General features: G+C 65.3%; 32 protein-coding genes and 2 tRNA genes. 21 read left to right on the plus strand and 13 right to left on the minus strand.

What is annotated here, in order from left to right; translation table 11 throughout:
• Positions 1 to 760 precede the first annotated feature (760 nt).
• Positions 761 to 1,243, minus strand: a complete 483-nt coding sequence (gene petD / locus CJZ80_RS12910) for a cytochrome b6-f complex subunit IV (protein WP_094514044.1) — start codon at positions 1,241 to 1,243, stop codon at positions 761 to 763.
• Between the two features lie 60 nt (positions 1,244 to 1,303).
• Complete coding sequence (gene petB / locus CJZ80_RS12915; RefSeq protein WP_094514048.1) at positions 1,304 to 1,978, minus strand: cytochrome b6; 675 nt, start codon at positions 1,976 to 1,978, stop codon at positions 1,304 to 1,306.
• 69 nt (positions 1,979 to 2,047) lie between these two features.
• Between petB and ctpZ the strand changes: the two genes are divergently transcribed.
• From ctpZ to minC, 3 genes are read left to right on the plus strand one after another with little or no spacing between them, the layout of a single operon-like run.
• A complete protein-coding gene (gene ctpZ, locus CJZ80_RS12920; RefSeq protein ID WP_369803094.1) occupies positions 2,048 to 3,256 on the plus strand; it encodes a carboxyl-terminal processing protease CtpZ in 1,209 nt (402 codons plus the stop codon).
• Positions 3,257 to 4,528, plus strand: a complete 1,272-nt coding sequence (locus CJZ80_RS12925; RefSeq protein ID WP_094514053.1) for an HD domain-containing protein — start codon at positions 3,257 to 3,259, stop codon at positions 4,526 to 4,528.
• A gap of 23 nt (positions 4,529 to 4,551) precedes the next feature.
• The gene (gene minC, locus CJZ80_RS12930) at positions 4,552 to 5,274 is read left to right on the plus strand and encodes a septum site-determining protein MinC (protein ID WP_094514055.1); all 723 of its coding nucleotides are present in this window, start codon (positions 4,552 to 4,554) and stop codon (positions 5,272 to 5,274) included.
• Positions 5,275 to 5,327: 53 nt separating this feature from the next.
• On the opposite strand, the gene CJZ80_RS12935 is transcribed toward minC, so the two are convergent.
• The 3 genes from CJZ80_RS12935 to CJZ80_RS12945 are packed head-to-tail and all read right to left on the minus strand — an operon-like array spanning position 5,328 to position 7,485.
• On the minus strand, positions 5,328 to 5,915 hold the full coding sequence (locus CJZ80_RS12935) for a chromate transporter (RefSeq protein ID WP_233133096.1): 588 nt from the start codon (positions 5,913 to 5,915) through the stop codon (positions 5,328 to 5,330).
• Positions 5,916 to 5,923: 8 nt separating this feature from the next.
• Positions 5,924 to 6,526, minus strand: a complete 603-nt coding sequence (locus tag CJZ80_RS12940; protein WP_233133097.1) for a chromate transporter — start codon at positions 6,524 to 6,526, stop codon at positions 5,924 to 5,926.
• Positions 6,526 to 7,485: a phospholipase D-like domain-containing protein gene (locus tag CJZ80_RS12945; protein WP_233133098.1), complete on the minus strand. Its 960-nt coding sequence runs from the start codon at positions 7,483 to 7,485 to the stop codon at positions 6,526 to 6,528. Before CJZ80_RS12945 ends, CJZ80_RS12940 begins: the two co-directional genes overlap by 1 nt.
• A gap of 161 nt (positions 7,486 to 7,646) precedes the next feature.
• On the opposite strand from CJZ80_RS12945, the gene minD reads away from it, so the two are divergent.
• From minD to CJZ80_RS12965, 4 genes are all read left to right on the plus strand, one after another.
• Positions 7,647 to 8,465: a septum site-determining protein MinD gene (gene minD / locus CJZ80_RS12950; RefSeq protein WP_094514061.1), complete on the plus strand. Its 819-nt coding sequence runs from the start codon at positions 7,647 to 7,649 to the stop codon at positions 8,463 to 8,465.
• Between the two features lie 6 nt (positions 8,466 to 8,471).
• Entirely contained in the window at positions 8,472 to 8,777 is a 306-nt protein-coding gene (gene minE / locus CJZ80_RS12955) for a cell division topological specificity factor MinE (RefSeq protein WP_094514062.1), read from the plus strand.
• Between the two features lie 129 nt (positions 8,778 to 8,906).
• Positions 8,907 to 9,125, plus strand: a complete 219-nt coding sequence (locus CJZ80_RS12960) for a response regulator transcription factor (RefSeq protein ID WP_369803074.1) — start codon at positions 8,907 to 8,909, stop codon at positions 9,123 to 9,125.
• Between the two features lie 11 nt (positions 9,126 to 9,136).
• A tRNA-Thr gene (locus CJZ80_RS12965) sits at positions 9,137 to 9,208 on the plus strand.
• A 194-nt stretch (positions 9,209 to 9,402) separates the two neighbouring features.
• Here the strand turns inward: CJZ80_RS12965 and CJZ80_RS15480 are convergent.
• The 5 genes from CJZ80_RS15480 to CJZ80_RS12985 all read right to left on the minus strand — a co-directional run bounded on the left by CJZ80_RS15480 (position 9,403) and on the right by CJZ80_RS12985 (position 12,891).
• Positions 9,403 to 9,561, minus strand: coding sequence for a hypothetical protein (locus CJZ80_RS15480; RefSeq protein ID WP_198948317.1), 159 nt, complete (start codon positions 9,559 to 9,561; stop codon positions 9,403 to 9,405).
• A gap of 7 nt (positions 9,562 to 9,568) precedes the next feature.
• Positions 9,569 to 10,198, minus strand: coding sequence for an L-threonylcarbamoyladenylate synthase (locus CJZ80_RS12970; protein ID WP_094514067.1), 630 nt, complete (start codon positions 10,196 to 10,198; stop codon positions 9,569 to 9,571).
• Entirely contained in the window at positions 10,198 to 11,115 is a 918-nt protein-coding gene (prmC, locus tag CJZ80_RS12975) for a peptide chain release factor N(5)-glutamine methyltransferase (protein ID WP_233133099.1), read from the minus strand. The genes CJZ80_RS12970 and prmC overlap by 1 nt, the downstream gene beginning before the upstream one ends.
• Before the next feature lie 64 nt (positions 11,116 to 11,179).
• On the minus strand, positions 11,180 to 12,298 hold the full coding sequence (locus CJZ80_RS12980) for a DNA-processing protein DprA (protein ID WP_233133100.1): 1,119 nt from the start codon (positions 12,296 to 12,298) through the stop codon (positions 11,180 to 11,182).
• Between the two features lie 164 nt (positions 12,299 to 12,462).
• Complete coding sequence (locus CJZ80_RS12985) at positions 12,463 to 12,891, minus strand: acyl-CoA thioesterase (RefSeq protein ID WP_369803095.1); 429 nt, start codon at positions 12,889 to 12,891, stop codon at positions 12,463 to 12,465.
• Positions 12,892 to 13,007: 116 nt separating this feature from the next.
• Between CJZ80_RS12985 and CJZ80_RS12990 the strand changes: the two genes are divergently transcribed.
• The gene (locus tag CJZ80_RS12990) at positions 13,008 to 13,859 is read left to right on the plus strand and encodes a universal stress protein (protein ID WP_094514074.1); all 852 of its coding nucleotides are present in this window, start codon (positions 13,008 to 13,010) and stop codon (positions 13,857 to 13,859) included.
• Positions 13,860 to 14,231: 372 nt separating this feature from the next.
• Here the strand turns inward: CJZ80_RS12990 and psbM are convergent, their stop codons facing one another.
• Positions 14,232 to 14,339: a photosystem II reaction center protein PsbM gene (gene psbM, locus CJZ80_RS12995; protein WP_094514076.1), complete on the minus strand. Its 108-nt coding sequence runs from the start codon at positions 14,337 to 14,339 to the stop codon at positions 14,232 to 14,234.
• A 15-nt stretch (positions 14,340 to 14,354) separates the two neighbouring features.
• Complete coding sequence (locus CJZ80_RS13000) at positions 14,355 to 14,840, minus strand: 2Fe-2S iron-sulfur cluster-binding protein (protein ID WP_094514078.1); 486 nt, start codon at positions 14,838 to 14,840, stop codon at positions 14,355 to 14,357.
• A 223-nt stretch (positions 14,841 to 15,063) separates the two neighbouring features.
• Here CJZ80_RS13000 and psbB point away from each other — a divergent pair, with 223 nt between their 5' ends.
• From psbB to CJZ80_RS13065, 13 genes are all read left to right on the plus strand, one after another.
• Positions 15,064 to 16,623: a photosystem II chlorophyll-binding protein CP47 gene (psbB, locus tag CJZ80_RS13005; protein ID WP_094514080.1), complete on the plus strand. Its 1,560-nt coding sequence runs from the start codon at positions 15,064 to 15,066 to the stop codon at positions 16,621 to 16,623.
• Between the two features lie 24 nt (positions 16,624 to 16,647).
• On the plus strand, positions 16,648 to 16,743 hold the full coding sequence (locus CJZ80_RS13010; protein WP_006042122.1) for a photosystem II reaction center protein T: 96 nt from the start codon (positions 16,648 to 16,650) through the stop codon (positions 16,741 to 16,743).
• Between the two features lie 148 nt (positions 16,744 to 16,891).
• Positions 16,892 to 17,395 (plus strand): transcriptional regulator NrdR, encoded by a 504-nt coding sequence (gene nrdR / locus CJZ80_RS13015; protein WP_094514082.1) that lies wholly within the window; start codon positions 16,892 to 16,894, stop codon positions 17,393 to 17,395.
• Between the two features lie 98 nt (positions 17,396 to 17,493).
• The gene (locus CJZ80_RS13020) at positions 17,494 to 18,555 is read left to right on the plus strand and encodes a 30S ribosomal protein S1 (RefSeq protein ID WP_094514084.1); all 1,062 of its coding nucleotides are present in this window, start codon (positions 17,494 to 17,496) and stop codon (positions 18,553 to 18,555) included.
• Positions 18,556 to 18,582: 27 nt separating this feature from the next.
• Entirely contained in the window at positions 18,583 to 19,371 is a 789-nt protein-coding gene (locus CJZ80_RS13025) for an HAD family hydrolase (RefSeq protein WP_094514086.1), read from the plus strand.
• A 60-nt stretch (positions 19,372 to 19,431) separates the two neighbouring features.
• Positions 19,432 to 20,706 carry a methionine adenosyltransferase gene (gene metK, locus CJZ80_RS13030; protein WP_094514088.1) on the plus strand — a complete coding sequence of 425 codons (1,275 nt, stop codon included), beginning with the start codon at positions 19,432 to 19,434 and terminating at the stop codon, positions 20,704 to 20,706.
• Positions 20,707 to 20,721: 15 nt separating this feature from the next.
• The gene (locus CJZ80_RS13035; protein ID WP_094514090.1) at positions 20,722 to 22,011 is read left to right on the plus strand and encodes an FGGY-family carbohydrate kinase; all 1,290 of its coding nucleotides are present in this window, start codon (positions 20,722 to 20,724) and stop codon (positions 22,009 to 22,011) included.
• A gap of 207 nt (positions 22,012 to 22,218) precedes the next feature.
• Positions 22,219 to 22,494, plus strand: coding sequence for a DUF2470 domain-containing protein (locus tag CJZ80_RS13040; RefSeq protein WP_094514093.1), 276 nt, complete (start codon positions 22,219 to 22,221; stop codon positions 22,492 to 22,494).
• A gap of 94 nt (positions 22,495 to 22,588) precedes the next feature.
• Positions 22,589 to 23,287 (plus strand): ComF family protein, encoded by a 699-nt coding sequence (locus CJZ80_RS13045; protein ID WP_144037038.1) that lies wholly within the window; start codon positions 22,589 to 22,591, stop codon positions 23,285 to 23,287.
• Between the two features lie 32 nt (positions 23,288 to 23,319).
• Positions 23,320 to 23,392: transfer RNA gene (locus CJZ80_RS13050), tRNA-Phe, on the plus strand.
• Positions 23,393 to 23,570: 178 nt separating this feature from the next.
• Positions 23,571 to 23,807 (plus strand): hypothetical protein, encoded by a 237-nt coding sequence (locus tag CJZ80_RS13055; protein WP_233133102.1) that lies wholly within the window; start codon positions 23,571 to 23,573, stop codon positions 23,805 to 23,807.
• 136 nt (positions 23,808 to 23,943) lie between these two features.
• On the plus strand, positions 23,944 to 24,540 hold the full coding sequence (locus CJZ80_RS13060) for a chromophore lyase CpcT/CpeT (protein WP_094514098.1): 597 nt from the start codon (positions 23,944 to 23,946) through the stop codon (positions 24,538 to 24,540).
• Between the two features lie 166 nt (positions 24,541 to 24,706).
• Positions 24,707 to 25,525 carry a phycobilisome rod-core linker polypeptide gene (locus CJZ80_RS13065; RefSeq protein ID WP_094514101.1) on the plus strand — a complete coding sequence of 273 codons (819 nt, stop codon included), beginning with the start codon at positions 24,707 to 24,709 and terminating at the stop codon, positions 25,523 to 25,525.
• A gap of 82 nt (positions 25,526 to 25,607) precedes the next feature.
• Here CJZ80_RS13065 and CJZ80_RS13070 read toward each other — a convergent pair whose 3' ends face one another.
• Positions 25,608 to 26,195 (minus strand): hypothetical protein, encoded by a 588-nt coding sequence (locus tag CJZ80_RS13070; protein ID WP_094514104.1) that lies wholly within the window; start codon positions 26,193 to 26,195, stop codon positions 25,608 to 25,610.
• Positions 26,196 to 26,373 lie beyond the last annotated feature (178 nt).

A 26,373-nucleotide genomic window follows, 5' to 3' on the forward strand; every position in this document is an offset into this window, starting at 1 on the left:
CAGCTGCTCGCTATTGCTCGCCGCAAGCACGGGAAAGTCTGTGCTCGCAAGGCTTTCGCCCGCTACTAGTGGGGTGGGACTGCGTTGCAGCCACTGCTCTCAACGAGCCGCAGGAGCCATTGCGAAACGGGCCGAACCGTCCACTGTGAACTTTTGCAACAGTCACGCGGCCCCCCTGGCTCACGGTTGCGCTGGCCGCGCTTGAAGCCACGAGAGAAGACAGCAGGTGCCACACGAAGGCAACGACTCCGCTCAGACCTCTCCAGCGCAGGCCCTCCTGGTGGAGCTGAGAGGAGACGGTTCGCTCCAGAGGCCGAGCACAAGCTCTTCGGACGTAGCCGTTCCAAGCCCCATCGCCTTCCAGCTTCCAATCCCCGCTCCGCTACTCCGCTTCTCACCACCCGGGGGCCGGCTTGCTGAACGCGACGGACGGATACGGCCCAGAAGCCCGCAGCCATAGGGAGGGCCAGTGTGCTCAGGAAGGTGCGTTCAAAGCCGTGAGCAGCCTTAGCCTCAATCGGACCTCTGCCCCTGGGAGGCCTTCGAGCAGCAGAGTGTGGCTGTCACTACAGACGCGCTACCGAGAGGCACACCCATGTCTGCCCAGGCCAGAGCAAAACCGAGGCAACAGAGGCGATAGCAGTTGCTGGCCTGCCTCAAGAGAGAAGAAGGCCCAGGAACTGCCAGCGGACCGTTCTCCCATAAAAAAAGCCGCGGCTGATGCCGCGGCGGGGGAGTATTGGCTGAGCTCGGAAGAGGCTCAGAACAGACCAAGGGTGAGGGACTTGTCAATCGGCATGGCGGCACCGATGCCCAGGTAAATCGTGAAAGCAGTACCAAAAAGGAAGGCACCCATGGCCACAGGGCGGCGGAAGGGGTTCTGGAACTTGTTGAAGCTCTCAATAAAAGGAATGAGCATCAAGCCGAGGGGCACCATCGTTTGAAGAGCGATGCCGAGCAGCTTGTTGGGGACAACCCTCAGAATCTGGAAGACGGGATAGAGGTACCACTCGGGGAGAATTTCCAGAGGAGTGGCAAATGGATCGGCTTTGTCGCCCAGCATGGCTGGATCGAGGACAGCGAGCCCAACAACGCACGCGATGGTGCCAAGGATCACCACTGGGAAGATGTAGAGGAGATCGTTGGGCCAAGCGGGCTCGCCGTAGTAGTTGTGCCCCATGCCCTTGGCGAGCTTGGCGCGGAGCTTGGGATCGCTCAGATCAGGCTTCTTGAGGATGTGCATGGAGGGGACCTAGTGAGGGCGGCGGAAAGCTAGAGAGCAGGGGCAAGAAACAGGCAGAGATCACAAGGGACCGGAAATGCCTTGCTTACGGATCATCAGGAAGTGCATGAGCATGAAGACCGCAAGCAGCCAGGGCATGACGAAGGTGTGAAGGCTGTAGAAGCGGGTAAGAGTGGACTGACCGACGCTTTCACCACCACGGAGCAGCTCGACCATGAAGTCGCCAACCACAGGGACGGCGGCAGGAACACCGGAAACAATCTTGACGGCCCAATAACCCACCTGATCCCAAGGGAGGGAATAGCCGGTGACCCCGAAAGAAACTGTGATGACGGCCATGGTGACGCCGGTGATCCAGGTGAGCTCACGGGGACGCTTGAAGCCGCCAGTGAGATACACGCGGAACACGTGAAGAATGAGCATCAGCACCATCATGCTGGCGCTCCAGCGATGCACTGAGCGGATCAGCCAACCGAAGCTGACATCCGTCATGAGGTACTGAACCGAGGCATACGCCTCAGCGACGGTGGGCTTGTAATAGAAGGTCATCGCGAAGCCGGTGGCAAACTGGATCAGAAAGCACACCAGGGTGATGCCGCCGAGGCAATAGAAAATGTTGACGTGGGGCGGCACGTATTTGGAGGAGATATCGTCTGCGATCGCCTGGATCTCCAGACGCTCCTCAAACCAGTCGTACACAGGGGACGACTTGGCAGCCGGAGACGAGTTCGCCATGCAGCAGGGGACGGTGGGTTGCGAGAGTCTACCGATTGCCGTGGACCGGTCGTGATTGCTGGCAGGCCTCTGAAACAGAGGGCATGGGCCTTGGTGTCGGCGGCCTCTTTGGCCCTGATTCTGCTGGGGTGCCCGCCCCCCGTGCAGGCCCTCAACGACGCGCAGCAACTGGTGGTGGAGGCCTGGCGCCTCGTGAACCAGAGCTATGTGGACCCCGAGCGCTTCGAGGCTGTGCACTGGCGCCAGTTGCGCCAGCAGGCCCTTGAACAGAGGATCGAAAGCAGTGGTGAGGCCTACGACGCCATCGCCGCCATGCTGGCCCCGCTGGGTGACCCCTACACACGGTTCCTCAGCCCATCTGACTACGCCGCTCTTCGTTCAAGCACCAAGGGGAGCGTCAGCGGGGTGGGCCTGCAGCTTGGGACGGTGGGCAACGACCAGACCATCGTGGTGATTGCGCCCCTGGATGGCTCACCGGCTGCCGAGGCGGCCATCGGCACCGGCAGTGCACTGCTTGAAGTGGAGGGGCAAAGCTGCGCCTCACTCGGTCTTGAGGCCACAGCGGCACGGCTGCGGGGACCGGCTGGAAGCCGGGTTCAGCTGCTGGTGCGCTCACCCGAAGGCGTGGAACGGCAGCTGCTGCTGGAACGCAGAACCGTTGACCTGCAACCCGTGCGGCAGCGCGAGTTCAATGCGCAGGGCCACCGGCTTGGGTACCTGCGCATCAGCCAGTTCAGCGAGCAGGTGCCCGAACAGGTGCGCGACACCCTCACTGCCTTCGACAGCCATGGCGTGGAAGGGCTTGTGCTGGACCTGCGCAACAACTCCGGCGGACTGGTGGATGCCGGAGTTGCCGTAGCCGGCGCCTTGCTGGATGGCCAGCGGATCGTGGAAACCCGCACCCGCAGCGGCCTGAGCGAAGAGAGGCAGGCCCCTCCCGGCCAACTGTTCCGCGGGCCGATGCTCACGCTGGTGAATGGCGGCACAGCCAGTGCCAGTGAGATCCTGGCCGGGGCTCTCCAGGACGATGGACGTTCGGAGCTGCTGGGTAGCCGCACCTTCGGGAAAGGGCTGATTCAGACACTGATCGGGCTGGGCGACGGCAGTGGCCTCACGGTGACCGTGGCCCGCTACGTGACCCCCAGCGGCCGCGACATCCAAAGCCTGGGCATCACCCCCGATCAGCCCCTGCCCGAGCCGGAACCGCTCAACCCCGGCGGAGAGGACGACACCTGGCTGGCGGAAGCGGCCGCGACGCTCGCCGGGGAGTTGGCCTGAATGAAACGCACCCGCACGTATCACGATCCCCTGCATGGGGCCATTCGCCTCGACCGTGACAATCCAGCCGAAGCGCTGGCCATGGAACTGGTCGATACCGTGCCGTTTCAACGGCTGCGCCGCATCCGCCAGCTGGGGCCCGCCTTTCTGACCTTCCACGGAGCTGAATCCAGCCGCTTCACCCATTCCCTCGGGGTGCTCCATCTGGTCCGTCGCGCCCTGGCGGAACTCACTCCCCAGGCTCCCGATCTGCTCGAAGCCCAGGGCGTTCTGTATGCCGCGGCCCTGCTGCACGACGTGGGCCATGGCCCGCTCAGCCACTCGGGCGAGGAGATGTATGGGTTAAGGCACGAGCGCTGGTCGGCCCGGCTGGTGCGCGAGCACCCGGATCTGCGCGGCCCGATGGAGCAGTTCGCTCCCGGCACCGCCGAGGCTGTGGCCAGCCTGCTGGAAGAGGGCAGCCACCCGCATCCCTCGATCGCGGCGCTGGTGAGCAGCCAGCTCGACTGTGACCGCCTCGACTACCTGCTGCGGGACAGCCACAGCACCGGAACCTGCTTCGGACAACTGGACCTCGACCGCCTGCTGGCCGCCCTGACCCTGGCCCCCGACCGCAGCCTTGCCATCCATCCCAAAGGCCTGATGGCAGTGGAGCACTACCTGGTGGTGCGCAATCTGATGCACCGCAGCGTCTACAACCACCGCCTCAACGTGGTCTGCAACTGGCTGCTGCGGCAGCTGATCCTGGCCGCCCGCGACGCTCGCCCCGATCAGGTGTTTGCCGATGCGGTGATGGCCCGCTGGCTGTGGGAACCGGCGGCGCTGGATGTCTCCACCTATCTGGCCAACGATGACGTACGCACCGGGTACCACCTGCTCCGCTGGGCCGAGGACGGACCTGAGCCCCTGCGGCAGCTGAGCGCTCGCCTGCTGGAGCGCAGGCTGTTGAAGGCCCTTGACGTGAGCGCCCTGCCAGCGCAGGGCCGGTTGGAGCTGCTGGCACTGGCCCAGCGCCACGCTGCCGCCGCCGGCCTCGACCCACGGGTGTGTTGCGGGCTCGATCAGCGCCAGAGCCGTGGGTATCACCCATACAAAGGTGGGCTGCGGCTATGGGACGGTCACACGCTCGAAGCGCTTGAGGAGCGATCGCCATTGGTGAGCAGCCTGGTCAAACCGGTGGAGCTGTGTTGGCTGATCCATCCGGCTGAGGTCAACGCGCAGCTGAGGCAAGCGCTCCGGCAGCGATCGGCTGAATCGAGACCTCCTGGGTAAGTTGTCCTCCTTCGCCCGCACCGATGGCTGCCGTTCTGATTGCGGCTTCAGCGCCCGGCCTCGCCCATCAGATGCTGCTGCCGGCCTCCCCTGACGGAGCAGCCACTGCCTTTCAGAACGTGCGCCTCGCTCTGGGGCACAGACCACCGCAGGGGCCGGTGGTGCTGCAGAGCGGAACCTGGCAGCTGGATCTGCCGCAGCTGCGCGAGCTCCAGCGGTTGTTCCGCAGCCATGGCCTGAAGCTTTGCAGGGTGGAGGGGCGGTGCGAGGAAACGCTGGTGGCGGCGGCGGCGATCGGACTTGCCGTTGTCTCCAGCCGCAGCACGGAAGAGGGGTCAGGCGCGGCGGGGAACAGCGACAGCCAGGCGAGCGGCACCGTCGCAGGGCTGCCCGGCAGCGACGGACTCAGCCTGCATCGCGGCACACTGCGCGCCGGGGACCACGTGGAGGTGGGGGGATCGCTGCTGGTGCTGGGGGATGTGAACCCGGGCGCCCGTGTACGCGCCGCGGGTCATGTGCTCGTGTGGGGACGGCTGCGGGGCATTGCCCATGCGGGCTGCGAAGGGGATGCAAACGCCAGGATCGTGGCCTTGCACCTGCGGCCTCTGCAGTTGCGGATCGCCGATGCCGTGGCCCGCGGGCCCGAAGATCAACCACCGCTGGGCTTCTGCGAGCAGGCCACGCTGGTGGCAGGAAGCATTCGGATCGATCCGGCGGAACCGTTCTGGCCGGTGACGGAGGCCTGAAGATCGCTTGGCTGGCATGTGTTCGGCGACAGCACTGACGAACAGCAAGCTCATCAGCGGTTGATGATCCCCAGCCCGCCCAAAAGGCCCGCCACCCCCATGAACCACAGCGGCGAAAGCCGCGTGCGCAGCATGAGGAAGCACACCACAATCGAAACGAGATAACCCGGAACCCCGTGGTTGGCCGTGTTGAGGATCTTGAAGCCCACCACGAAGAGAATGCCCAGGGTGATCGGCCCAAGACCGCGCTCAAATGCCACCCGCCAGGGGGAATGCTCCAGGCGTTTCCAGCTGAGGCAGGCGACCACCATCAGCAGCGTGGATGGAACGAGAATGGCCAGTTCAGCGGCGTAGGCACTCACGAGCGCCATCCATGGCCCTTCCTTCCAGGCCGCCCCCATGCCCAGCAACCCCACAATCATTGAGCTGGGGCCCGGGGCCGCCTCCGCCAGCGCGTAGATATCCGAGAACTGGGAATCGGTGAGCCAGCAGAACTGCTCCACACTGATGTGGTGATACTCCGCCAGCAGGGTGTTGCCGCCTCCCAGCGAAAACAACGAAAGAGAAAGGAAGGTCCAGATCAGTTGAAGGAAGTCACCCAGCTGAGTGGTGGGAGGGGTCGCGCAGGAAAGCAAGACCAACGGCGAGCTCATGACGGCTCCTGGGCGCTGCTGCGGGGCCAGTACCAGACCATGGCCAGTGGACCCGCCACCAGCACCATCGGAATCAGCCGCACATGGAACACGGCCATCGCCACAAAGGTGAGCGCAGCCAGTAGCAGGGCAACCCGATCTCGCCAGTAGGTGTGCAGGATCTTGAAGCCCATCGACAGGGCCATGCCGGCCGCCGCTGCAACGACCCCGGCCAGCACCCGATCCACGGCCGGGATCTCATGCACCTGGAAATACACGAGGCCGAGCAGCATCAGCAGCGTGAATGGCACCACCAACATGCCGGCAAGAGCCACCAGCGCTCCGACGAGCCCGTGAAAACTGGCGCCGATGTAAACGGCCATGTTGATCTGGTTGGGCCCGGGGAACAGGCGCGCCACGGTGAGGCCGGTGAGGAAGTCCTGGTCGGACATCCAGCGGCGCTGCTCCACCACGATGCGCTGGCTCCAGGCCGAAAGGCCACCGCCAAAGGAGGAGAGCGCGACCTGCAGCATGCCGATGAACAGCTGACGGAGGCCGGGGGGTGGCGCCAGCCCGGCAGGGCACGGAATCGGGTGCGGTTCGGGAGCAGACGCAGGCATCAATCGTGCACGAAGTGGGGATCAGGGGGGAGTTCACCCAGTTCGTGCAGGCTTGGATTGAGCGGGTCGGGGGCGGCATAGGGGCTGGCCTGCTCCCAGTCGGCTGCGAACGTGGCCTTGAGCCGTTCCACCACGGCCGGGGCATCACACTCGATGCCCAACTCCCGGCGCAGATCGAAGGCGCTGCGGTCGATGTTCATGGATCCGGTCTGGGCGGCAATACCATCCATGAGGATCAGCTTGGCGTGCAGCTTGAGATGTTTCTGCCGCCGCACCTTCACACCGAAGCGTTGCATCACCCGCAGCGATGAGAAGGTGTCATAAATGTCCCAGTCACTGATGCCGTGCTTTCCTCCGCAGAGCACGCGCACCTTCACCCCCCTTTCGCGGGCCGAAATGATCCGATCGAGGATCACCGCATCCACGAACTTGGGATGCTGGATCCACAGCGTGTTGTTGGCAGCATCCACGATCCGCGCCATCTGGCCGCGGCTGTGCAGACTGCTCCACAGCAGGCCGACCGCCAGATCAGGGGAGAAGAAGGTGCGGTTCCAGTCAGCCTCGAAGCCAGCAATCACCTGCTCCACCACAGCTTTGGCACAGCTCACCACGCCATAGTCGCGCGTCTGGGTGAAGTACTTGTCACTCAGGTTGAAGGTGGCGATCAGGGCCTGCTCGCGGTCCACCACCATCGATTTCTCGTGGGTCACAGGGAAGGCTTCGCTCGTCCAGTTCACCTCCATGCCCCAGTCACACAGGCGCTGGTAGGCGGCATCGTTCCAACGATCGCCGCCGGAAGTGTGAGGATTGAGCATCACCCGCACCTGCACACCACGTTGATGGGCCCGCAGCAAGGCCGCTTCCACCGCTTCCGATTCCAGCTTGAACTGCTTCAGCAGCAGTTGCTCCCTGGCCCCTTCAATGAGCGCCACCACCGCTTCAGCGCCGTCGTCGGGCATGACCAGAAGTCTCTGGTGATGGGGGAGCGGATCCGGCATCGGACAGGTGACAGCACGTGCACCGTTTTACTGGGCTCAGGAGCGTCTCGCCCGCAGCAGCAACGGGTACGGAGGGTGCCGACCACAAGTGGACGTAACCTGCAGGCATCCCTGGCAGCGCCGTGACCTCCGCCTCGAGCCGCACGATCCTCATCTGCTCCGGCAAGGGGGGGGTCGGCAAGACCACCCTCACCGCCAACCTCGGCATCGCCCTGGCCAAACAAGGCGCCAGAACCGCCGTGTTGGATGCCGATTTCGGTCTGCGCAATCTGGATCTGCTGCTCGGCCTCGAAAACCGGATCGTCTACACGGCGCAGGAAGTGCTCGCGGAAACCTGCCGCCTGGAGCAGGCTCTGGTGAAGCACAAGCAGGAGCCGAATTTATCGCTGCTGCCCGCAGGCAACCCACGCATGCTCGAGTGGCTCACGCCCGACGACATGAAGAAGATCGTGGCCATGCTGGAGGAGCGCTTTGATTTCGTACTGATCGACTGCCCGGCCGGCATCGAGGACGGCTTCAAGAATGCGGCGGCCGCCTCCCGCGAAGCCCTGATCGTGACCACTCCGGAAGTGTCCGCGGTGCGGGACGCTGACCGGGTGATCGGCCTGCTGCAGACGCGAGAAATCCAGCCGGTGCAGCTGGTGCTGAACCGGGTGCGGCCAAAGATGATGGCCAATCAGGAGATGCTGGCCGTCGACGACGTGACCGACATCCTCGCCCTGCCGCTGGTGGGCCTGGTGCTGGAGGACGAGCAGGTGATCGTGTCGACCAACCGCGGCGAACCGCTCACCCTCAATGGCAGCCGCTCCCCCGCAGGCCAGGCCTACATGAACGTGGCCAGGCGCCTGCGGGGCGAGGACGTTCCACTGGTGGATCCCACCAAGAAAGCACCAGGGCTGAGGGCCAAGATCGGCCGCTTGATGCAAACCAAGATCTTCTGATCACCGATGACGCTCCGCGAACTCATCGACAAGCTGCTTGGACGTCAACCGGCCAGCGCTGCCACCGCCAAGCAGAGGCTGCAGCTGGTGCTGGCTCACGATCGCAGTGATCTGAATCCTGAATTGCTGGAGCAGATGCGCCGGGAAATCCTTGAAGTGGTGTCGCGCTACGTGGAAATCGATCTGGAGGAAGGCGATGTGAGCCTGGAAACCGAAGACCGCGTGACTGCTCTGGTGGCCAACCTGCCGATCAAGCGGGCCCGCCCCACACCGTTACCTCCACCGCCTGGCACGGCTGCCGCCTCCGCCTGAGCAAGCCAGCGGCAGAAGCCGCTGGCCATGGGCTACGCCGGAGTGAAGTGGGAACCAGGGCCAGCAACGAGGGCGAAGCTGCGATTGCGTGGGAACCCTGGCATGAGCCGCACTTCAGCGATGGATCCCTTGCCTGCCACCAGCGAAACCACACTGACTTCACCCGTGCTCACCCCTGCCGAGAGGCGCGTGCTGCACATGTTGAAAGAAGGGAGAAGCAACAAAGGCATTGCCGCCGCCCTTACCTTGAGCCACCGCACCGTGGAAAGCCACGTGTCGCACTTGCTGGCAAAAACCGGCTGCAACAACCGGAGCCAGCTGCTGCTGTGGGCTCTGGGGGAGAGATAAGCTCAACGCGTGCCGGCTTAGCTCAGCGGTAGAGCAGCGCTTTTGTAAAGCGAAGGCCATCGGTTCAAATCCGTTAGCCGGCTTCTCTTTGCCCTCAAGCTCACGGCTGTTGCCTTCTGGCCAGCAGGTTCCGGCGGCGTGCCGGCCTTCCCCGTGCTGTGCAACAGCATTGCTCCTTGCCGCTTGATGCTGTTTTGCTCTATGCCCTGCAGGACGTCAGCGGCTCAGGAGGCAAGACAAGCAACACACGGGGAAGCCCCTCAGCCGACGCCGTCTTTCAGGAGCGCCGGCCCGCCAGCAACCAGCCGCCAGCGATCAGCGGCAGCCAGATCCAGCCGCTCAAGGAGAGGAGCGGCGTGAAGGCGCGCAGCACCGGCTCCAGGAGTGCGTCGAATCCCGTGAGCAGGAACACGATCAGCAGGATCAGCCAGAGCATGGCGGCATCATGGCGCGCCGTTGATGGGCATCACAGCCCCACGCCGCAGCACTTCCCAGCGATCGCCCGGATGCCAGCGAAGCACCGTGCTGGCCTGGCCTTCCATCAACGGCCATGGCAGCGGAGCCAGGATCGGCAACCCGCCGAACACCGCAGCCACCTCGACAGGGGTGCGGCAAGGCGGCTCCCCTGAGCGGTTGGCGCTTGTGGTGGCCAGAGGGCCGGTGCGCCGCAGCAGATCCAAAGCCGGGGCACAGGCTGGAATGCGCAGGCCCAGGGAGATTGCCTGCTTGGGCGCACTGGGCTGCAGGGCCTCAACGATCGGGCCGCTCGCCGGCAGCACGAGGGTGACCGCGCCTGGCCAGCAGCGCGCCGCCATCTCCAGCCAGGACGGCTGCAGAGGTTGGTGCAACGCCGCAAACAACAGCTCCGGATCTGCCCCCATGAGGATGAGCGGCTTGCCTTCAGGGCGCTGCTTGAGACGCCAGATCTGGGCGGCCACAAGTGGTTGGGTGGCCAGGGCGGGAAGGGTGTCGGTGGGAAACACCGCTGCTCCGCCACCGACCAGGTGCTGAGCCAGAGCCGCTGGCTCGAGGGTGAGCGGCAGAGAGGAACCAGGAGCAGGCAACGAATCCATCAGTGGGGAATGGGCGGACGCCGGCCCTGGGCAAAGCGGAAATGCCCTTCCAGATCCTTGTGGGCAACAACCGCTTCCAGACCGGCCGCGCTGAGCAGAGCGCACACGGCGGAGGATTGGTCGTGGTGGTGCTCAAGCAGCAGCCAGCCCCCGGGGGCCAGTGCCTGGAGAGCTCCGGCGGCAATCAAGCGAACTGCGTCAAGGCCATCGGCACCGCCATCGAGGGCGAGATGGGGTTCATGCCAGCGCACCACGGGATCGAGCTGGCTCACCTCGGCCGAGGGGATGTAGGGGGGATTGCTCACCACCAGATCGAGCTGCCCCCAGACGGCCTGCAGGGGGTCCCACCAGGACCCTTCCAGCTGTGCGACCCGGCCTTGGACGCGGGCGCGCTGGAGATTGTTGTGCGTGTGGTGAAGCGCCTCCGGGGAGCAATCCACTGCCCATCCCTGAGCCTCTGGGAAAGCCAGCGCCAGCGCCACTGCCAGGCAACCGGAACCGCAGCCAAGATCGGCCCAGCGGCGCGGCCAGCCGGGAGCGAGGGCGCCGGCATGCTCCAAGGCCAGTTCCACCAGCCATTCGGTTTCCTGGCGGGGAATCAGGGCCCCGGGCCCCACAACAAGCTCCAGATCGCGCCAGGGGCATATGCCCACCAGGTATTGAAGGGGGATGTGCTCGCTCAGATGACGGCGCCAGAGGCGCTCGATCTCGCCGAGGCTGCACCGCAGATCCACGCTGAGCTCAGGCTCAAGCCGCAGGCGATGGCGGCCGCGGCCATCCACTCCGCCGGCGAGATCCAGCAGCCAATCGAAATCTGCGGCAACTCCGCCAAGGCGAAGTTGTTCGCGGCGCCAAGGCCAGAGTTGCTTGCCGCTGAGCCGAATCGGCCCTGGGGAGCCTGTGGATGGGGTTTCCACGGGGGAGAACGCCTGTGGCGAGGCTGGAACTGCGATGGGACTGCGTTTGGCCGATGCGGAAAGGCTAAGCAAAGCTGCCGTGGGCGGGCCGCCAGTACAGCCCAGGCTCGGCGCTGATCAGCCCCGCCAACTCCAGATCCAGAAGCAGGCTGGAGAGATGCGCTGGTGGCTCTCCAAGAGACTGGCAAAGGTGCTCAAGCGAGGCCCCGCTGCCCAGTGCGGCGAGCAGATTCCGCTGCACAAACGTCAGTGCCCCCACCCGGCAAGATGGCAAGCCCGTGGCTCGCTCAGCGGAGCTCTGCGCCTGCAACAGCGGGCCGGGGCCCAGCTGGTGCACAAGATCCCCAGGCTGCAGCAACGGTGTGGCACCTTGCAGCAGCAAGCGGTTGCTGCCCTGGGCAGACACCTTGGCCGCATCGGCCGGCACCACCCAGAGCGGCAGACCCTGCTCCCAGGCCAGCGCCGCGGAATGGAGAGCGCCACTTTTGAAGGGGCACTCGATCACTACCACCGCCTTTGCTAGGGCCACCTGCAGGCGGTTGCGGGCGGCGAAATGGCCACGCTGAACCGAGGCGCCCGGAGGTTGCTCGGTGATCAGCAGCCCCCGGGCGGACACAAACTGCTGAAGGGGCCCGTGATGGCGGGGATAAGCCCGCCTTAGCGGCGTGCCGAGCACCGCCACTGGCTTGCCATCCTGAGCCAGACACCCTCGATGGGCGGCGGCATCGATGCCATCGGCGAGGCCGCTCACCACAGGCCAGCCTGCCGCGGCAAGGGCAGCACCCACCGCCTCCGCCATCGCCAGACCGTGCAGGGAGGGGTTGCGGGTGCCCACCACAGCCACTGCCTCACGGCGGCGCAGCACCGGCCATAAGGCGCCCTGCCCCTGCCAGTAGATCGCCAGGGGTGGCCGTTCCAGGGCAGTGAACGCCCGCGGGTTGGCGGGATCCCCGGGAAGCAGCACCCGGCGCATCGCCGCCGGCGCCGGCTTGCCGGCGGCGACCGGATCGGCGCCGTGCCGCTGCCGATAGGCCTCCACAGCGGCCCGCAACCCTGCACCCAACCCCTGCACAGCGGCAAGATCCGCGGCCGGCGCCTTCCAGGCCTCTTCCAGAGAGCCGAACCGCTGCTCCAGCCCCTCCAGCCGCCGGATTCCCAGACCCGGACAGCCAGCCCAGAGCAACCACCACCGCCGACGCCGCTCTGGCCATGGCAGCCCCATCTCAGACGTGGGATTGCCAGAAACGAAGCCCTTGGGCCATGGGCTCGGCACAGCGCCAGAGCCCCGAGGAAAGCTGACGGCAACAAGCTCTCCCATTCCGCCGACAAAAGATCAGTACGCTTGTACTATGGCATGGCGGTCCGAGGGCCCCGCCGCAGGGCTGCCAGCGCCTCCGCCAGATCGGCGGGCGGTTGGCGTCGCAGCCGCCGCTGTGGAACGCCCCCGGCCGGATGGGGCCTGGATTCCACCAGCACAAGCTCCACCCGCGCGGTGGCAGCCACATGCCCTTCCATGCCCACGAACCTGCTGCACCAGGGCAGTCGCAGCCCCTGCGCATCACCCACCATGCTCTCGATGTCCACGCAGTCGCCGTGCTGGAGCGGGCGGCGGTAGTCGATGGTGAGCGAAACCACCGGCAGCTCAAGGCCCCGGTCGGAGAGCACCCGGTAGGGCAAGCCCACCGCTGCCAGCGCCTCCACCCGCGCCTCCTCCAACCAGCGGAGGTAGGCCCCGTGCCACATCACCCCTGCGTGATCCGTGTGCTGAGGCAACACGCGCCGGGTCAGACGCCAGGGCCAGGTCGGATCACGATCGTCCATTACGACCTCGACAGGGCGGAGCTGCTGGCCCCGGAGGCGGCCATAGGCTGATTTTGAACCGTGACGCCCCCGTGTTTCGCAACCTTCTGATCGCCGATTCCGGCAAAGGTCATGTGGAGGAAATGGTGCGCATGCTGCGCGACCTCCCGGCCTTCCGGCAGGCACGGCTCAACCTGCTCCATGTGGTGCCCGAGCAGTCGGGGGAAACCGTGCAGGAGCACTGGCAGCGTGCCGGCGGGTTGATGGCGGAGGCCGTTCAACGCCTGGGCCTCAATCCCACCGATGTGAACACGATCATCCGTCAGGGGGATGCCAAGCAGACTGTGCTGAAGGTGGCCGATGAGCTGGATGCCGACCTGATCGTGATGGGGTCGCGCGGCCTTGGACGGCTGCAGTCGATCCTGGGCAACAGCTCGAGCCAATACGTCTTCCAGCTGTCCACGCGGCCCATGCTGCTGGTCCGCGACGACCTTTACGTCCGGCATGTCAACAGGGTGATGGTGACCATCGATGGCACCGGCGTGGGCGATGACGCCCTCAAGATCGCCTGTGAGCTGGTGAAGGAGATTCCCGGGGGCACGCTCACCGGTGTGCACGTGAGCCGCCAGCAACTGGCTCCCAGCCGAGGCGGAAAAACCCCGGCAGACGAGGTGCTGGAGAAGGCCAAGCAGCGCGCGCGCAGCTTTGGCGTGGAGCTCAAGGGGGTGCACCGCGATGGCAACGATGTGGGCCGGGAAGTGTGCGCAGCAGCCAAGGAGATCGAGGCCGATCTGCTGGTGATTGCCTCTCAGGATCGTCGCCCGCTGGTGGCCAAGGCACTGGTGGACATCGATCGGCTGCTTGGGACCTCGGTAAGCGACTTCATCCGGGTGCACGCTCCCGCGCCGGTGCTGCTGGTGCGCGAACCCGAACGCCGCGCCTGAATCCGAAAGCTCTGGCCCGTTTCAGCCGGAGCCTGTGGTGCAGTTGTCAGGGAATGGCGTAAAGGCAGTTGCGTGGAGGCAATTGCGTTCGTGCAGTTGCGTGCAGGCACCTGGCTTCACGGCCTGAAGAACGACCACCTGACTGGATCTCTAGCAAGCAGAACCAACGGCCAGCTCTGGGGAAAACCTTTCCTGCGGCAAAAGGCGTGAGCAAACCACTGGGTTGCGATCATGCGTTGCGCTCACCTTGCCCGAAAGCTGTGTGCGGAGTGAGCGATGCAGGCGGACGAAAACACGGGTTTCTCTCTGCCAGAAAATCACCCCAGGGCAAACCTGAGGTTGCTCTGGGGTGAAAAAGCGCCAGCTGCGGGCTCAGCCTTGCTGGCGGCTGTTGGTCTGGATGTAGAGGATGATCAGGAAAATGGCCGGGACCAGCACGAACAACAGGCTGGCCACGAAACCGAGATCGTTGGTTTCCATCAAGGCATGGAGGACTCAGCGGACCGTATCACCATTGCCAGACGCTTCAGGAAGCCCTTCACCCGTCGTTGCGGTCGTGGCGCCCTCGTCCTCGTCGTCCAACGGCGCTTCCACCACGGGCCAGCTGGTGGGGCCCTCCGGCAGCGGCTGCTGATGGGCCTCCGCAAGCAGCCGGTCACCGTCCGGCAAGGCGACCTGGGGCCGAGTCACCACGATCAGCGAGCGCTGCACCAGCGCCTGGCAAGCCAGGCGCCAGTTCCCAGGACGCTTGAGCAGCTTCCGCTCCTCCACAGCGGTGCGTGGGGAGAGGGCGGCCGCAGACGTTGCCGGCTCCTCAACCGCCACAAAACAGGTGATGCACTGGCCGCAGCCGCCGCAATTGCCCAATTTCCCCTTCAGGCCATAGATCTCCACCCCTTCGCGCAGGGCCACCTCCCGCAGGTTTTCGCCGGGATAACAGCTGACATCACGGCCTTCACGAACAAAGCGGATCACGGGCATGGAGGAACGGCTCAAACCACGCCATTGTGCTCCCAAGGTTGCGAAATGTAACTTCACAATCGCGACAGGGCCAGACCCCGTATCACGGCTCGTTTCAGCTCCCTTGGTGGCCTCTCCGCAACGGAAGGAAACCCTTACGATCGCCAGCACGGAACGATCCATCTGATCGTCCGCTGCTCGGGTCACACCCTTGCAGCCGTTTGTTTCCCCGGACCTAACCCCCATGGGATTGCCCTGGTATCGGGTGCACACGGTCGTGATCAACGACCCGGGCCGCCTTCTGGCCGTGCACCTCATGCACACCGCTCTTGTTGCCGGCTGGGCCGGCTCCATGGCGCTTTACGAGCTCGCCATCTTCGATCCCTCCGACCCGGTGCTCAACCCCATGTGGCGCCAGGGCATGTTTGTGATGCCCTTCATGGCCCGCCTCGGGGTCACAGGCAGCTGGGGAGGCTGGAGCATCACCGGTGAAACCGGTGTCGACCCTGGCTTCTGGAGCTTCGAAGGCGTAGCCGCCGCTCACATCATTTTCAGTGGCCTGCTGTTCCTTGCCGCCATCTGGCACTGGACCTACTGGGATCTTGAGATCTGGCAGGACCCTCGCACCGGCGAGCCCGCCCTGGATCTGCCCAAGATCTTCGGCATCCACCTCCTGCTGGCCGGCCTCGGTTGCTTCGGCTTCGGAGCCTTTCACCTCACAGGCGTCTTCGGCCCTGGAATGTGGGTATCCGATGCCTACGGCCTCACCGGGCACCTTGAGCCCGTTCAGCCCTCATGGGGGCCCGAAGGATTCAACCCCTTCAACCCCGGTGGAATCGTGGCTCACCACATCGCCGCCGGCATCGTTGGGATCATCGCCGGCATCTTCCACATCACCACCCGCCCCCCGGAGCGTCTTTACAAGGCTCTGCGGATGGGCAACATCGAAACGGTGCTCGCCAGCGCGATCGCAGCCGTTTTCTTTGCAGCCTTCATCGTGGCTGGCACGATGTGGTACGGCTCTGCGGCCACCCCAGTCGAGTTGTTCGGTCCCACCCGCTACCAGTGGGATCAGGGCTACTTCAAAACCGAGATCAACCGGCGCGTGGCCACGGCCATGGAGGCCGGAGCCAGCAAGAAGGAGGCTTACGCCTCCATCCCAGAGAAGCTTGCCTTCTTTGACTACGTCGGCAACAGTCCTGCCAAGGGAGGTCTGTTCCGCGTCGGCCCGATGGTGAACGGTGACGGCCTGCCCACCAGCTGGCTGGGTCATATCAGCTTCACCGACAAAGAAGGGCGCGATCTCCAGGTTCGCCGTCTGCCCAACTTCTTCGAGAACTTCCCCGTGGTCCTTGAAGACAGCACAGGCATTGTGCGGGCTGACATCCCCTTCCGCCGCGCCGAAGCGAAGTACTCCTTCGAGCAGACCGGCGTCACCGCCACCGTCTACGGCGGTGCTCTCGACGGTCAGACCTTCACCGACCCTGCAGACGTGAAGCGCCTGGCACGCAAGGCCCAGCTGGGTGAAGCCTTCGAATTCGATCGCGACACCTATCACTCCGATGGCACCTTCCGCAGCTCCCCTCGCGGCTGGTTCACCTTCGGGCACGCCACCTTCGCGCTGCTCTTCTTCTTCGGCCACATCTGGCACGGGGCTCGCACCCTCTACCGCGATGTGTTCGCAGGCATCGATCCTGATCTTGGCGAGCAGGTCGAATTCGGCCTCTTCCAGAAACTCGGTGACCGCTCCACCCGTCGGATCCCCGAGGGCTTCGTGCCCCCGGCCGGCAGCACGCTCAGCTGATCGTCCCTTCGCCCGAGAACCTCGATGGAGAGCTTCGCCTACATCCTGATCCTGACCCTGGCGATCGCCACCCTGTTCTTCGCCATCGCCTTCCGCGATCCCCCGAAGATCGGCAAGTGATCCCTGTCCAGCTCTGCCCCCGCCCCGGCGGGGGCTTTTTCATGCCGACGGGCCGGAGAGAGAGGGGGGAAACCTGAGGGCGAGAACCCTTTTCATTGAATGAATGTCTGCTTACAATTGATAAGCGCAACTTGCGGCGAAAAAAGGGATGCAATGTCCCTCCTGCCAACACACCGACAGCCGGGTCCTCGAATCCCGATCCGCAGATGGAGGCAGGAGTGTGCGCCGTCGCAGAGAGTGCCTCAACTGCGAAGCCCGCTTCACCACCTACGAGAGGGTTGAAACGGTTCCGGTCACCGTGGTGAAGCGCAACGGCCAGCGGGAGCTGTTCAGCCGCGAGAAGCTGCTGCACGGCCTGATCCGCGCCTGCGAAAAAACCGGCCTGGAGCCAGCCCGGTTGGAAACCGTGATCGACGAGATCGAGCTGCAACTCCAGCAACGCGGCGGTCGTGAGGTCAGCAGTGCCGAGATCGGCGAGCTCGTGCTCCAGCAGCTCGGCGAGATGAGTGAAGTGGCCTACGTGCGCTTCGCCTCGGTGTATCGCCAGTTCCAGGGGATCAGCGATTTCGTTTCCGCCCTCGAAGGGCTGAGCCGGCGTCCCGCCAAGCGCCGCAACGACGGATCCAGCCCGGCACTGGCCATCTTGAACTGACGGTCGCGCCGATTCGTATAGTCGGAGATTGGGTTTGCGCTGTCGGCGGGCAGCCAGGCCGAACCTTCGCTCTGCCACAGGCAGACCGCCACTCCTTCATGACCGTGACCCCTTCCGACATCAGCAGCGCCGAGGCCGACCTCGAACTCATCGACACCATCGCCGCTGATCTGGACCTCGACATTCCGGAAGAGGTTCCCACCGCTGACGACCCCTCGAGCCGGGCTGCAAGCCGCGACGCCGATGGGGCCGGTTTCACCCTGGAGGAGTTCGCCTCTCTTCTCAGCAAGTACGACTACAACTTCAAACCCGGCGACGTGGTGAACGGCACTGTGTTCGCCATGGAGCCAAAGGGCGCCATGATCGACATCGGCGCCAAGACGGCTGCCTTCATGCCTCTCCAGGAGGTCTCGATCAACCGCGTCGAGAACCTCAGCGACGTGCTGGAGCCCGGTGAGGTTCGCGAATTCTTCATCCTCAGCGAGGAGAACGAAGACGGCCAGCTCACCCTCTCCATCCGCCGCATTGAGTACCAGCGGGCCTGGGAGCGCGTGCGTCAGCTCCAGAAGGAAGACGCCACGATCTACAGCGAAGTGTTTGCCACCAACCGTGGCGGTGCCCTGGTGCGGGTGGAAGGCCTGCGTGGCTTCATCCCCGGCAGCCACATCAGCACCCGCAAGCCGAAGGAAGATCTCGTCGCCGACTTCCTGCCCCTGAAGTTCCTGGAGGTGGACGAAGAGCGGAACCGTCTGGTGCTCAGCCATCGCCGCGCCCTGGTGGAACGCAAGATGAACCGCCTCGAGGTCGGCGAAGTGGTGATCGGCACCGTGCGTGGCATCAAGCCCTACGGCGCCTTCATCGACATCGGCGGCGTCAGCGGCCTGCTGCACATCTCCGAGATCAGCCACGAGCACATCGAAACACCCCACACGGTGCTCAATGTCAACGATCAGATGAAGGTGATGATCATCGACCTCGATGCAGAACGTGGTCGGATCTCCCTCTCCACCAAGGCGCTCGAACCCGAACCCGGTGACATGCTCACCGATCCCCAGAAGGTGTTCGACAAGGCCGAGGAGATGGCCGCCCGCTACAAGCAGATGTTGCTGGAACAGGCGGAAGAGAGTGAGCCGATGGGCGTCACCCTCGACCTCGACTGATCCACGCCTCTCCCCCCGGGTGCATCCATGGCCGTCCTGGCCCTGCGCGGTGAACCGATTGGCCAGTTGGAGGCCGTTCTGTTCGACAAGGACGGAACCCTCAGCCATAGCGAGCCATTGCTGACCAGGCTGGCCCGCACCCGCATCGATCTCTGCGAGGCACGGGTGGCGCCTGAGCGCCGCCTTGAGCTGCGTGAACTGCTGGAGCGGGCTTATGGGCTCACGGGCGATCGCCTCCACCCTGCCGGAACCACTGCGGTGGCCAGCCGCAGCCACAACCTCATCTCCACCGCCACGGTGTTCTGCCTGGTGGGACTGGGCTGGCCGGAAGCCCTCCGCCACAGCGAGGAGGTGTTCTTTTGCACCGATGCTGCGCCGGGGGAGGATCAGGCCGCTGCTGTGGCTTTGCCTACCCAGGGCCTGGAGCGGCTGCTGGCTGAGCTCGACACTGCGGGCGTGGTGATCGGGGTGATCAGCAACGATCAACCCACAGGTATCGAGCGCTTTCTGAGGGCCCATCAACTTCAGCACCACATTCGTGGCATCTGGAGTGCCGATCACAAGCCCGCCAAGCCCGACCCGGGCGCCGTGCATGGGTTCTGCAGGCAGCTCGGTGTGGAACCGGCGGCCTGCGCCCTGATCGGCGACGCCGACAGCGATCTATCCATGGCTGAGGCCGCAGGAGTTGCCGTGGCCTTGGGGTATCTCTCCGGCTGGCTCACACCACCGGCGCTCGACGCCCGCTACCCCCGCATCCACCATTGGTCGGAGCTCACTGTGCTGGAGGCACCGGGCACCAACGGATCCGCTACCTGAGTACGAACCCCTGAGGATTCAGGGAATAGGCTCACCCCTCTAGATCCCTTTTCCACCGGCATGGCGCGATACGTCTTCACGTCCGAATCGGTCACCGAAGGGCATCCCGACAAGATCTGCGACCAGATCAGCGACGCGGTGCTCGATGCCCTGCTCAGCTCCGACCCCACCAGCCGTGTGGCCTGTGAAACGGTTGTCAACACCGGGCTCTGCCTGGTGACGGGGGAGGTCACCACCAACGCGAAGGTGGATTTCACCAGCCTGGTGCGAGGGGTGATCGAACGGATCGGCTACAGCGGAGCGCGGGCCGGCGGCTTCGACGCCCACAGCTGCGCCGTTCTGATCGCTCTCGATCAGCAATCTCCCGACATCGCCCAGGGAGTCAATGAAGCCGATGACCACGATGGCGACCCGCTCGATCTGGTGGGTGCCGGCGACCAGGGAATCATGTTCGGCTTCGCCTGCGATGAAACGCCGGAGCTGATGCCGCTGCCGATCAGCCTGGCGCATCGCCTCTCCAGGCGCCTCGCCATGGTGCGCCACGAGGGGACGCTTCCTTACCTGCTTCCCGATGGCAAGACCCAGGTGAGTGTGGTGTACGAGCATGGCCGCCCCGTGGCCATCGACACCCTGCTGATCTCGACCCAGCACCTGGCGGAGATCACCTTTGCCGATGGCGCGGTGGTGAGCGACGAAACCACCCTGCGCGAGCGGATCGCCGACGACCTGTGGACGCACGTGGTGGAGCCGGCCACTGCCGATCTCTACATCCGCCCGTCCCGCAGCAGCACCCGCTTCCTGGTCAACCCCACCGGGAAATTCGTGGTGGGCGGGCCGCAGGGGGATGCCGGACTCACCGGCCGCAAGATCATCGTGGATACATATGGCGGCTCTGCCCGCCATGGCGGCGGTGCCTTCTCCGGCAAGGACCCCACCAAGGTGGACCGCTCTGCGGCCTATGCCGCCCGCTTCGTGGCCAAAAGCCTCGTGGCGGCAGGGCTTGCCCGCCGCGTGGAAGTGCAGCTGAGCTACGCGATCGGTGTGGCCCGCCCGGTGAGCATCCTGGTGGAGAGCTTCGGCTCAGGCCTGCTCGGCGATGAGGCACTCACCGCCCTGGTGCAGGAGCATTTCGACCTGCGGCCCGGGGCGATCATCGACGTCTTCGGGTTGCGCACCCTTCCCCAGGAGCGCGGTGGTCGCTTCTATCAGGACGTGGCGGCCTACGGCCACTTCGGCCGCAGCGACCTCAACCTCCCCTGGGAGAACGTTGACGCCATGGCGGCCAAGCTGAGGCAGGCCACGGCCGATCGCATTCCAGCCGGAAGCGCCGCCTGACTGGAGGCCTCCGCCATGTCCGGGGCGGGACCGCAAGCCCCGTTCTGCCTGGGGATTGACCTGGGCACCAGCGGCCTGCGCCTTGCCCTCGTCGATGCGGCAGGACTGCCGGTGGCTGCAGGCGAGCGGGCCTTGCCCTACCCACAGCCGTTTGAACAGCCCGGCGGTTGGCGCTCCGGACTGATGGCCCTGGTTCAATCCCTGCCGGCAGCCTGGCGGCAGCAGGTGGCGGCCCTCAGTGTGGATGGCACCTCCGGCACCCTGCTGGCCTGTCGCCCCGATGGTGAACCACTGGGGGAGGCGCTGTCCTATGCACTGGCCTGCCCAGAGCAAGCCGCCAGCCTGGTCGCACTGGTGCAGCCCGGATCACCGGCCCGCAGCAGCTCCGGCAGCCTGGCGAGGGCGCTGCGGCTTCTGGAGGTCCACGACGCGCTGCAGGAACCAGCCCTTCTGCTCCGCCATCAGGCCGACTGGGTGATGGGCTGGCTGCTGGGGAACTGGCGCTGGGGGGAGGAAGGCAACAATCTCAAGCTCGGCTGGCAGCTGGAACCAGGCCTCTGGGCGGGCGCCATCGGCGAGCAGCACTGGTCGGGCGCGCTGCCGGAGATCGTGGCCAGTGGCACCGCTCTGGGCCCGTTGCATGCCCCAGCGGCCGCCGCCCTGGGTCTGCCGCCTGGCTGCCTGGTGATCGCAGGCACCACCGACGCCAACGCGGCCGTGCTGGCGGCGGCACCACGGGATCACGAAGGGGTTGCCGTGCTGGGGAGCACGTTGGTGCTGAAGCAGTTCGTGGCGCACCCGATCCAGGCGGCCGGGGTGAGCTGCCATCGCGTGACTGGGCGCTGGCTGGTGGGAGGGGCCTCGAATGCGGGCGGCGTGGTGCTGAGGCGCTTCTTCACCGATCAGCAATTGCGGCAGCTGAGCCGTCAGATCGACATACGCCGCCCCAGCGGGCTGGATCTGCTGCCGCTGCCGTCGGCGGGTGAGCGTTTCCCGGTTGACGATCCCACCCTGGAGCCGGTGCTGGAGCCCCGGCCGGTCAGCGATGTGCGGTACCTGCAGGCCCTGCTGGAGGGCCTCAGCCGTATCGAGGCACAGGGCTGGGGGAAACTTCAGGAGCTCGGCGCGCCGGCCGTGCAGCAGGTGGTGACGCTGGGGGGTGGGGCCCGCAACCCCCAGTGGTGTCAGCTGCGTGAGCAGCTGTTGGGAGTCCCGGTGCGCTGCCGACCGGGTGTGAGCTGCGCTTTCGGCTCAGCCTTGCTGGCCCAGCGAGGCTGGCGGCAATGGCTGGCTGGCCGAGGATGATGACCATGGAACCGTCTGCCTGCCTGCGATGAACGAACGACTGCGCACCGTCATCTCCATGGGGCTGTTCGTTGTTCTGGCGGGCTATGTGGCCTTCAGCGGCGTGCGGCTGGGGCTGCTCCTCTGGCAACGCTTCGGGGCCGGCTAGAGGCGCAGGGGCGAGCAGGGCAGCCAGAATCGCGCTTCGTCCCACTCCTTTGCGCGTCGATGTCCGCCGATCCCCTCACCTCAGCCGTCAGCGCACGCATCTGCGCCCACATGAACAACGATCACGCCGAGGCCGTACTGGCCTACGCCCGCCACTACGGCGGAGTGGCAGACGCCCAGGCGGCCCACATGCTTCAGGTGCTGCCGGAAGCCATGGAACTCGACGTGGATGGCGCCACCATCTCCGTACCCTTCGATCACCCGCTCACGGACAGTGAGGACGCTCACCGGACCCTCGTCGCCATGCTGCGGGCCATGCCCTCACAGCCGGGCTGAGCGGCGTCTCAGCCGCAGGGATCACAATGGCGCCGGTTGGGAAGGCTGAGGAGACACGGCAGGTGGGAGTCCTGCCACTCCCCGCCCACACGCCATGTTCCGGTCGTTTTTGAGCGGCTGCTGTGAGCTGCTCACCATCTCGGTCTGCCCACGCTGCCGCCAACCGTTGCCCAGCCGAGAGCAGGCGAGGCTTCTGTGCCTGCCGTGTCAGGAGCACCTGGAGTTCACCGGCATCGGGCTGCAAGGAACCGAGCCGCTGCCCTGGTGGAGCCTGGGCGCCTATGACGGCGCCTTCCGCCGCGAGCTGCTGGGACTGCGCAAGCGCCCTGATCCGGCCATGATTTCTGCCCTGGCGCGCAGCCTGGGCGCCACCCTGCCGGACGCACTCTGCCGTGACGGGCTGCTGGTGGCAGTGCCGAGCTGGAAGCGCCGGGCGAATCCCCTGCCGGAACAGATCTGCGCCGGACTCCCCCTGCCGGAGGCCGCGCTGCTGCGCCGCCGCCACGCCACCCTCGGGCAACACCACCTCAATCGCCAGCTGAGGGAGCGGAACCAGGCTGGCTCGTTCTGCCTCAGTGCCGAAGGCGAGCGGTTGGCCGAGCAAGGCCTGCGCGCCTGCGGCGACTTGCCGGCCCCCACCTGGAGGAAGCAGCAGGTGCTGCTGGTGGACGACATCCTCACCACCGGCGCGACGGCGCAAGCCGCCGCTTTGGCCCTGGGACAGGGGGGATTCCAGGTGGCGGGGCTGCTCTGTCTGGCCCGCACGCCAGCAAGAAGGCGCCACGCGCCGTGATCTAAGATCCGGGAGCGCTGCGGCCGCAGCCTGCCGGGATAGCTCAGTTGGTAGAGCAGGCGACTGAAAATCGCCGTGTCCCCAGTTCAAATCTGGGTCCTGGCATCCACCATTTCTGGCCTACAGCCTTTTCGTGCCGCGATTTTCGGGCACCGTGCGCTGTGTAGTTCTGCCTGGCTTCGTGCTCAGCCGCTGAAACTCCGGGTCGATTCCGGCGTCGGCGGCGGTCACCAGGCCGGGGCTTGCCGAAACTTCCATTGCCCTCCCCGACGCAGCTTTCATGATGCGCACCCCCCCCGAGTGGGACTCGAATCAACTGTTCAACAACGCCGACAGCTTTGGCATGTCGTTTGATCAGGCCTGGCAGGCCTCTCTGGCGGCCGACCCCTCCCCGGACCTGAGCGAGGCGGAGAGGCTCGCGGCCATCCTGGACGCCCTGAGTGACCACCCTTTCGCCATCAACCAGCCGGATCTGGTGGCCCAGGTGGCGGCGTTCCGCCTGCGGTTGCTGGGCGGCTAAGGCTGAGGCTGAGGCTGGGGCTGGGGCTGGGGCTGGGGCATGCTGCACCGCAACGTTCTTCGGCTTCCACTACAGGCTTCCAGCAAAGGCTCCGGCCAGAAACTGCCAGCGCAGGCTCCGCTCATAGGATCCGCTCATGACCACGACCCTGCGCCGTCTGGTGGAGATGCTGAGCGCCGGCTTCAGCAACCAGCACCAGGCGTTTGAGAACCCACCGATCTACGCCCACATCCTGGTGGCCTTCCGTCCCGTGCCGCAGCTCGGAGAAGGTGCCTTGCTGCTGGAGCAGTCTTATGCCTTCGCACCGCGGCAGCCCTACCGGATCCGCATCCTGCGGGCTGAGGCGTCACCGGATGGCTCGGTGCGCATCCATAACCACGCGTTGGTGGAGGAGAAGCGGTTCTGGGGGGCTGTGGAGGAGCCGGAGCGGATGGCGACGATCCAGAACGACGACCTGCGCCTGCTCAAGGGCTGCTCGTACGTGGTTCGCCAGCAGGGAGAAGGTTTCGTGGGCGAGGTGGAGCCCGGCTGTGGTTGCCTGGTGGAACGCAAGGGGAGCGTGGCCTACCTGGTGAGCAGCTTTGAGCTCGATCCCCGCGGGATGCGCACGATCGACCGCGGCCACGATCCGGAAACCCACCAGCAGCTGTGGGGATCAGTGGCTGGCCCCTTCGAGTTTCAGCGAACCCACGATTACAGCGCAGAGATCCCAGCCGATTGGTTCGCCGCCTGAGGCATGACCGGGGCGGGCGGCACAGCCTGCCCCACCAACTTCAAGACTTCTTCATGAAGAGAATGTCATGAACTCTTATTTTGTAAAGGAGTATGTGTGGATGCTTTTCATTCACCAAGATCGCGACGAGAGCCTCTAGCTTCTACCACCAGCACAACACTTTCGCATGCCTCTGCCCCTGCTCGAATACAGCCAGATCGCGCAAAATGCCCGCGTCAAAAGCTATTCCGTCGGCAGTGAGGAGGATCCCCGCCGCTCCCCCGAAGGTCTGCGCCGCAGCCCTCAGGACATGGACGCTTTGATCGAGCGCTCCTACCGCCAGATCTTCTTCCACGCCTTCAAAGTCGACCGCGACGCCGCCCTGGAATCGCAGTTTCGCAACGGCCAGATCACAACACGACTCTTCATTCGCGGTCTTCTGCTATCGCCGCGATTCCGTGAAGGCTTCTATCGCTGCAACAGCAATTACGCGATGGTGGATCAGATCGTCGGCCGCGTTCTCGGCCGCAAAGTGAATGGGGATGGGGAACGGCTCGCTCTCTCCATTCTGATTGCGCAGCGCGGGCTTGAAGGCTGTGTCGATGCCCTGCTGGAGTCGAATGAGTATCTCGATCGTTTCGGCGAGATGGACGTTCCCCAGCAATTGGGACGTGTGCTGCCTGGCAACCCCGGCGGTGAGCTGCCGTTCAACCAGCAAGCCCCCCGTTACACCGCTTACTGGAGGGACGCCCAGTCCAAACGAGCGCCTGCAGGGCCCTTCCGCGGCACCCGCTCCTGGGGCAGCACCCCCCACATGGTGATGGGCACCGACGTGATGGCTCCCGGCCCGGTTCCCGTTCAGGTGTCGCCCACCTGGAAGAACGGCCAACCACCACGCCTTGCGATGAATCTCTGGCTGCTGGCCGGAGCCCTCGGCGCTCTCGAACTGGTGAGGGTGCTGCTCACAACGGCTGGCGCCATGCTGAGCACCGGTTCCGGGGGCTGAGTCCCAAGCGTGAGCAAGGGCTTGGGCGCCCATGGCCCAGGCCCATCGTTCATCTTCAGATGGCTTGCCCAGGCAGCCCGCTTCAGGCCGTCAGTTCATCCATGAAGGGTTGTTCCTCGTCCTCGGGGAACACATCGTCGGCTTCGCTGGGACGTTCAGGGCGCTCCAAGGCTGCCGGCATGGAACGCGCCTTCGCCAGCGACGGCTCCTGAACATGGAGGCCGAACACCTTGGCCCCGCTCATGGCGCCAGCAGCCTCAGCAGCGGCCAGATTGTCCCTGTCGCCAGGCTCGGGCGGCGATGCTTCGAGCAACGATTCTTCCAACGGGCGCCCTTCGACCTGCGCGCGGCGCCTGGGCTGGGCATGCAGCACCTGCAAACGCGGCGGCGCGGCATTGGCTTCAGCAACTACCCCCTGTGTCCCCTCCAGCAGCGACTCCAGAGAGGCAAGCCGTTGGCCGGTGGCTTCCAGCACATCCACCAGAGCGGCGGCGCTGCCGGCTTGCACCGAAGCCTGCTCTTCCAGGCACCGCTTCTGCTCATCCCAGCGGCCCATGCGCTCTTCCAGCTCCAGCAGACGGAGGGTGAGCGTTTCGCAGATCACACTGAGCGACTGGAGCTGAAGGCTCATGCGATGGGACCAGGAATCCGCCGCAGGCAGGGACGTCATGGCTTCACACAACAGACCAAGGCATGGCCGGATGGTATCGGCGTTGGCGGATGGCGCCAGATCTCTGCTTTGTAACGATTCTGGAACCAGGCGCTGGAGGTTGTAGTCCCCCCATAGGATCCCGCTAATGCCAGACCCGTCCGCGAGTGCCGCGCCGTGTACGGCACCCTCCCGACAG

The sequence above is a fragment of the Synechococcus sp. MW101C3 genome (genome assembly GCF_002252635.1).
Taxonomy (GTDB): domain Bacteria; phylum Cyanobacteriota; class Cyanobacteriia; order PCC-6307; family Cyanobiaceae; genus MW101C3.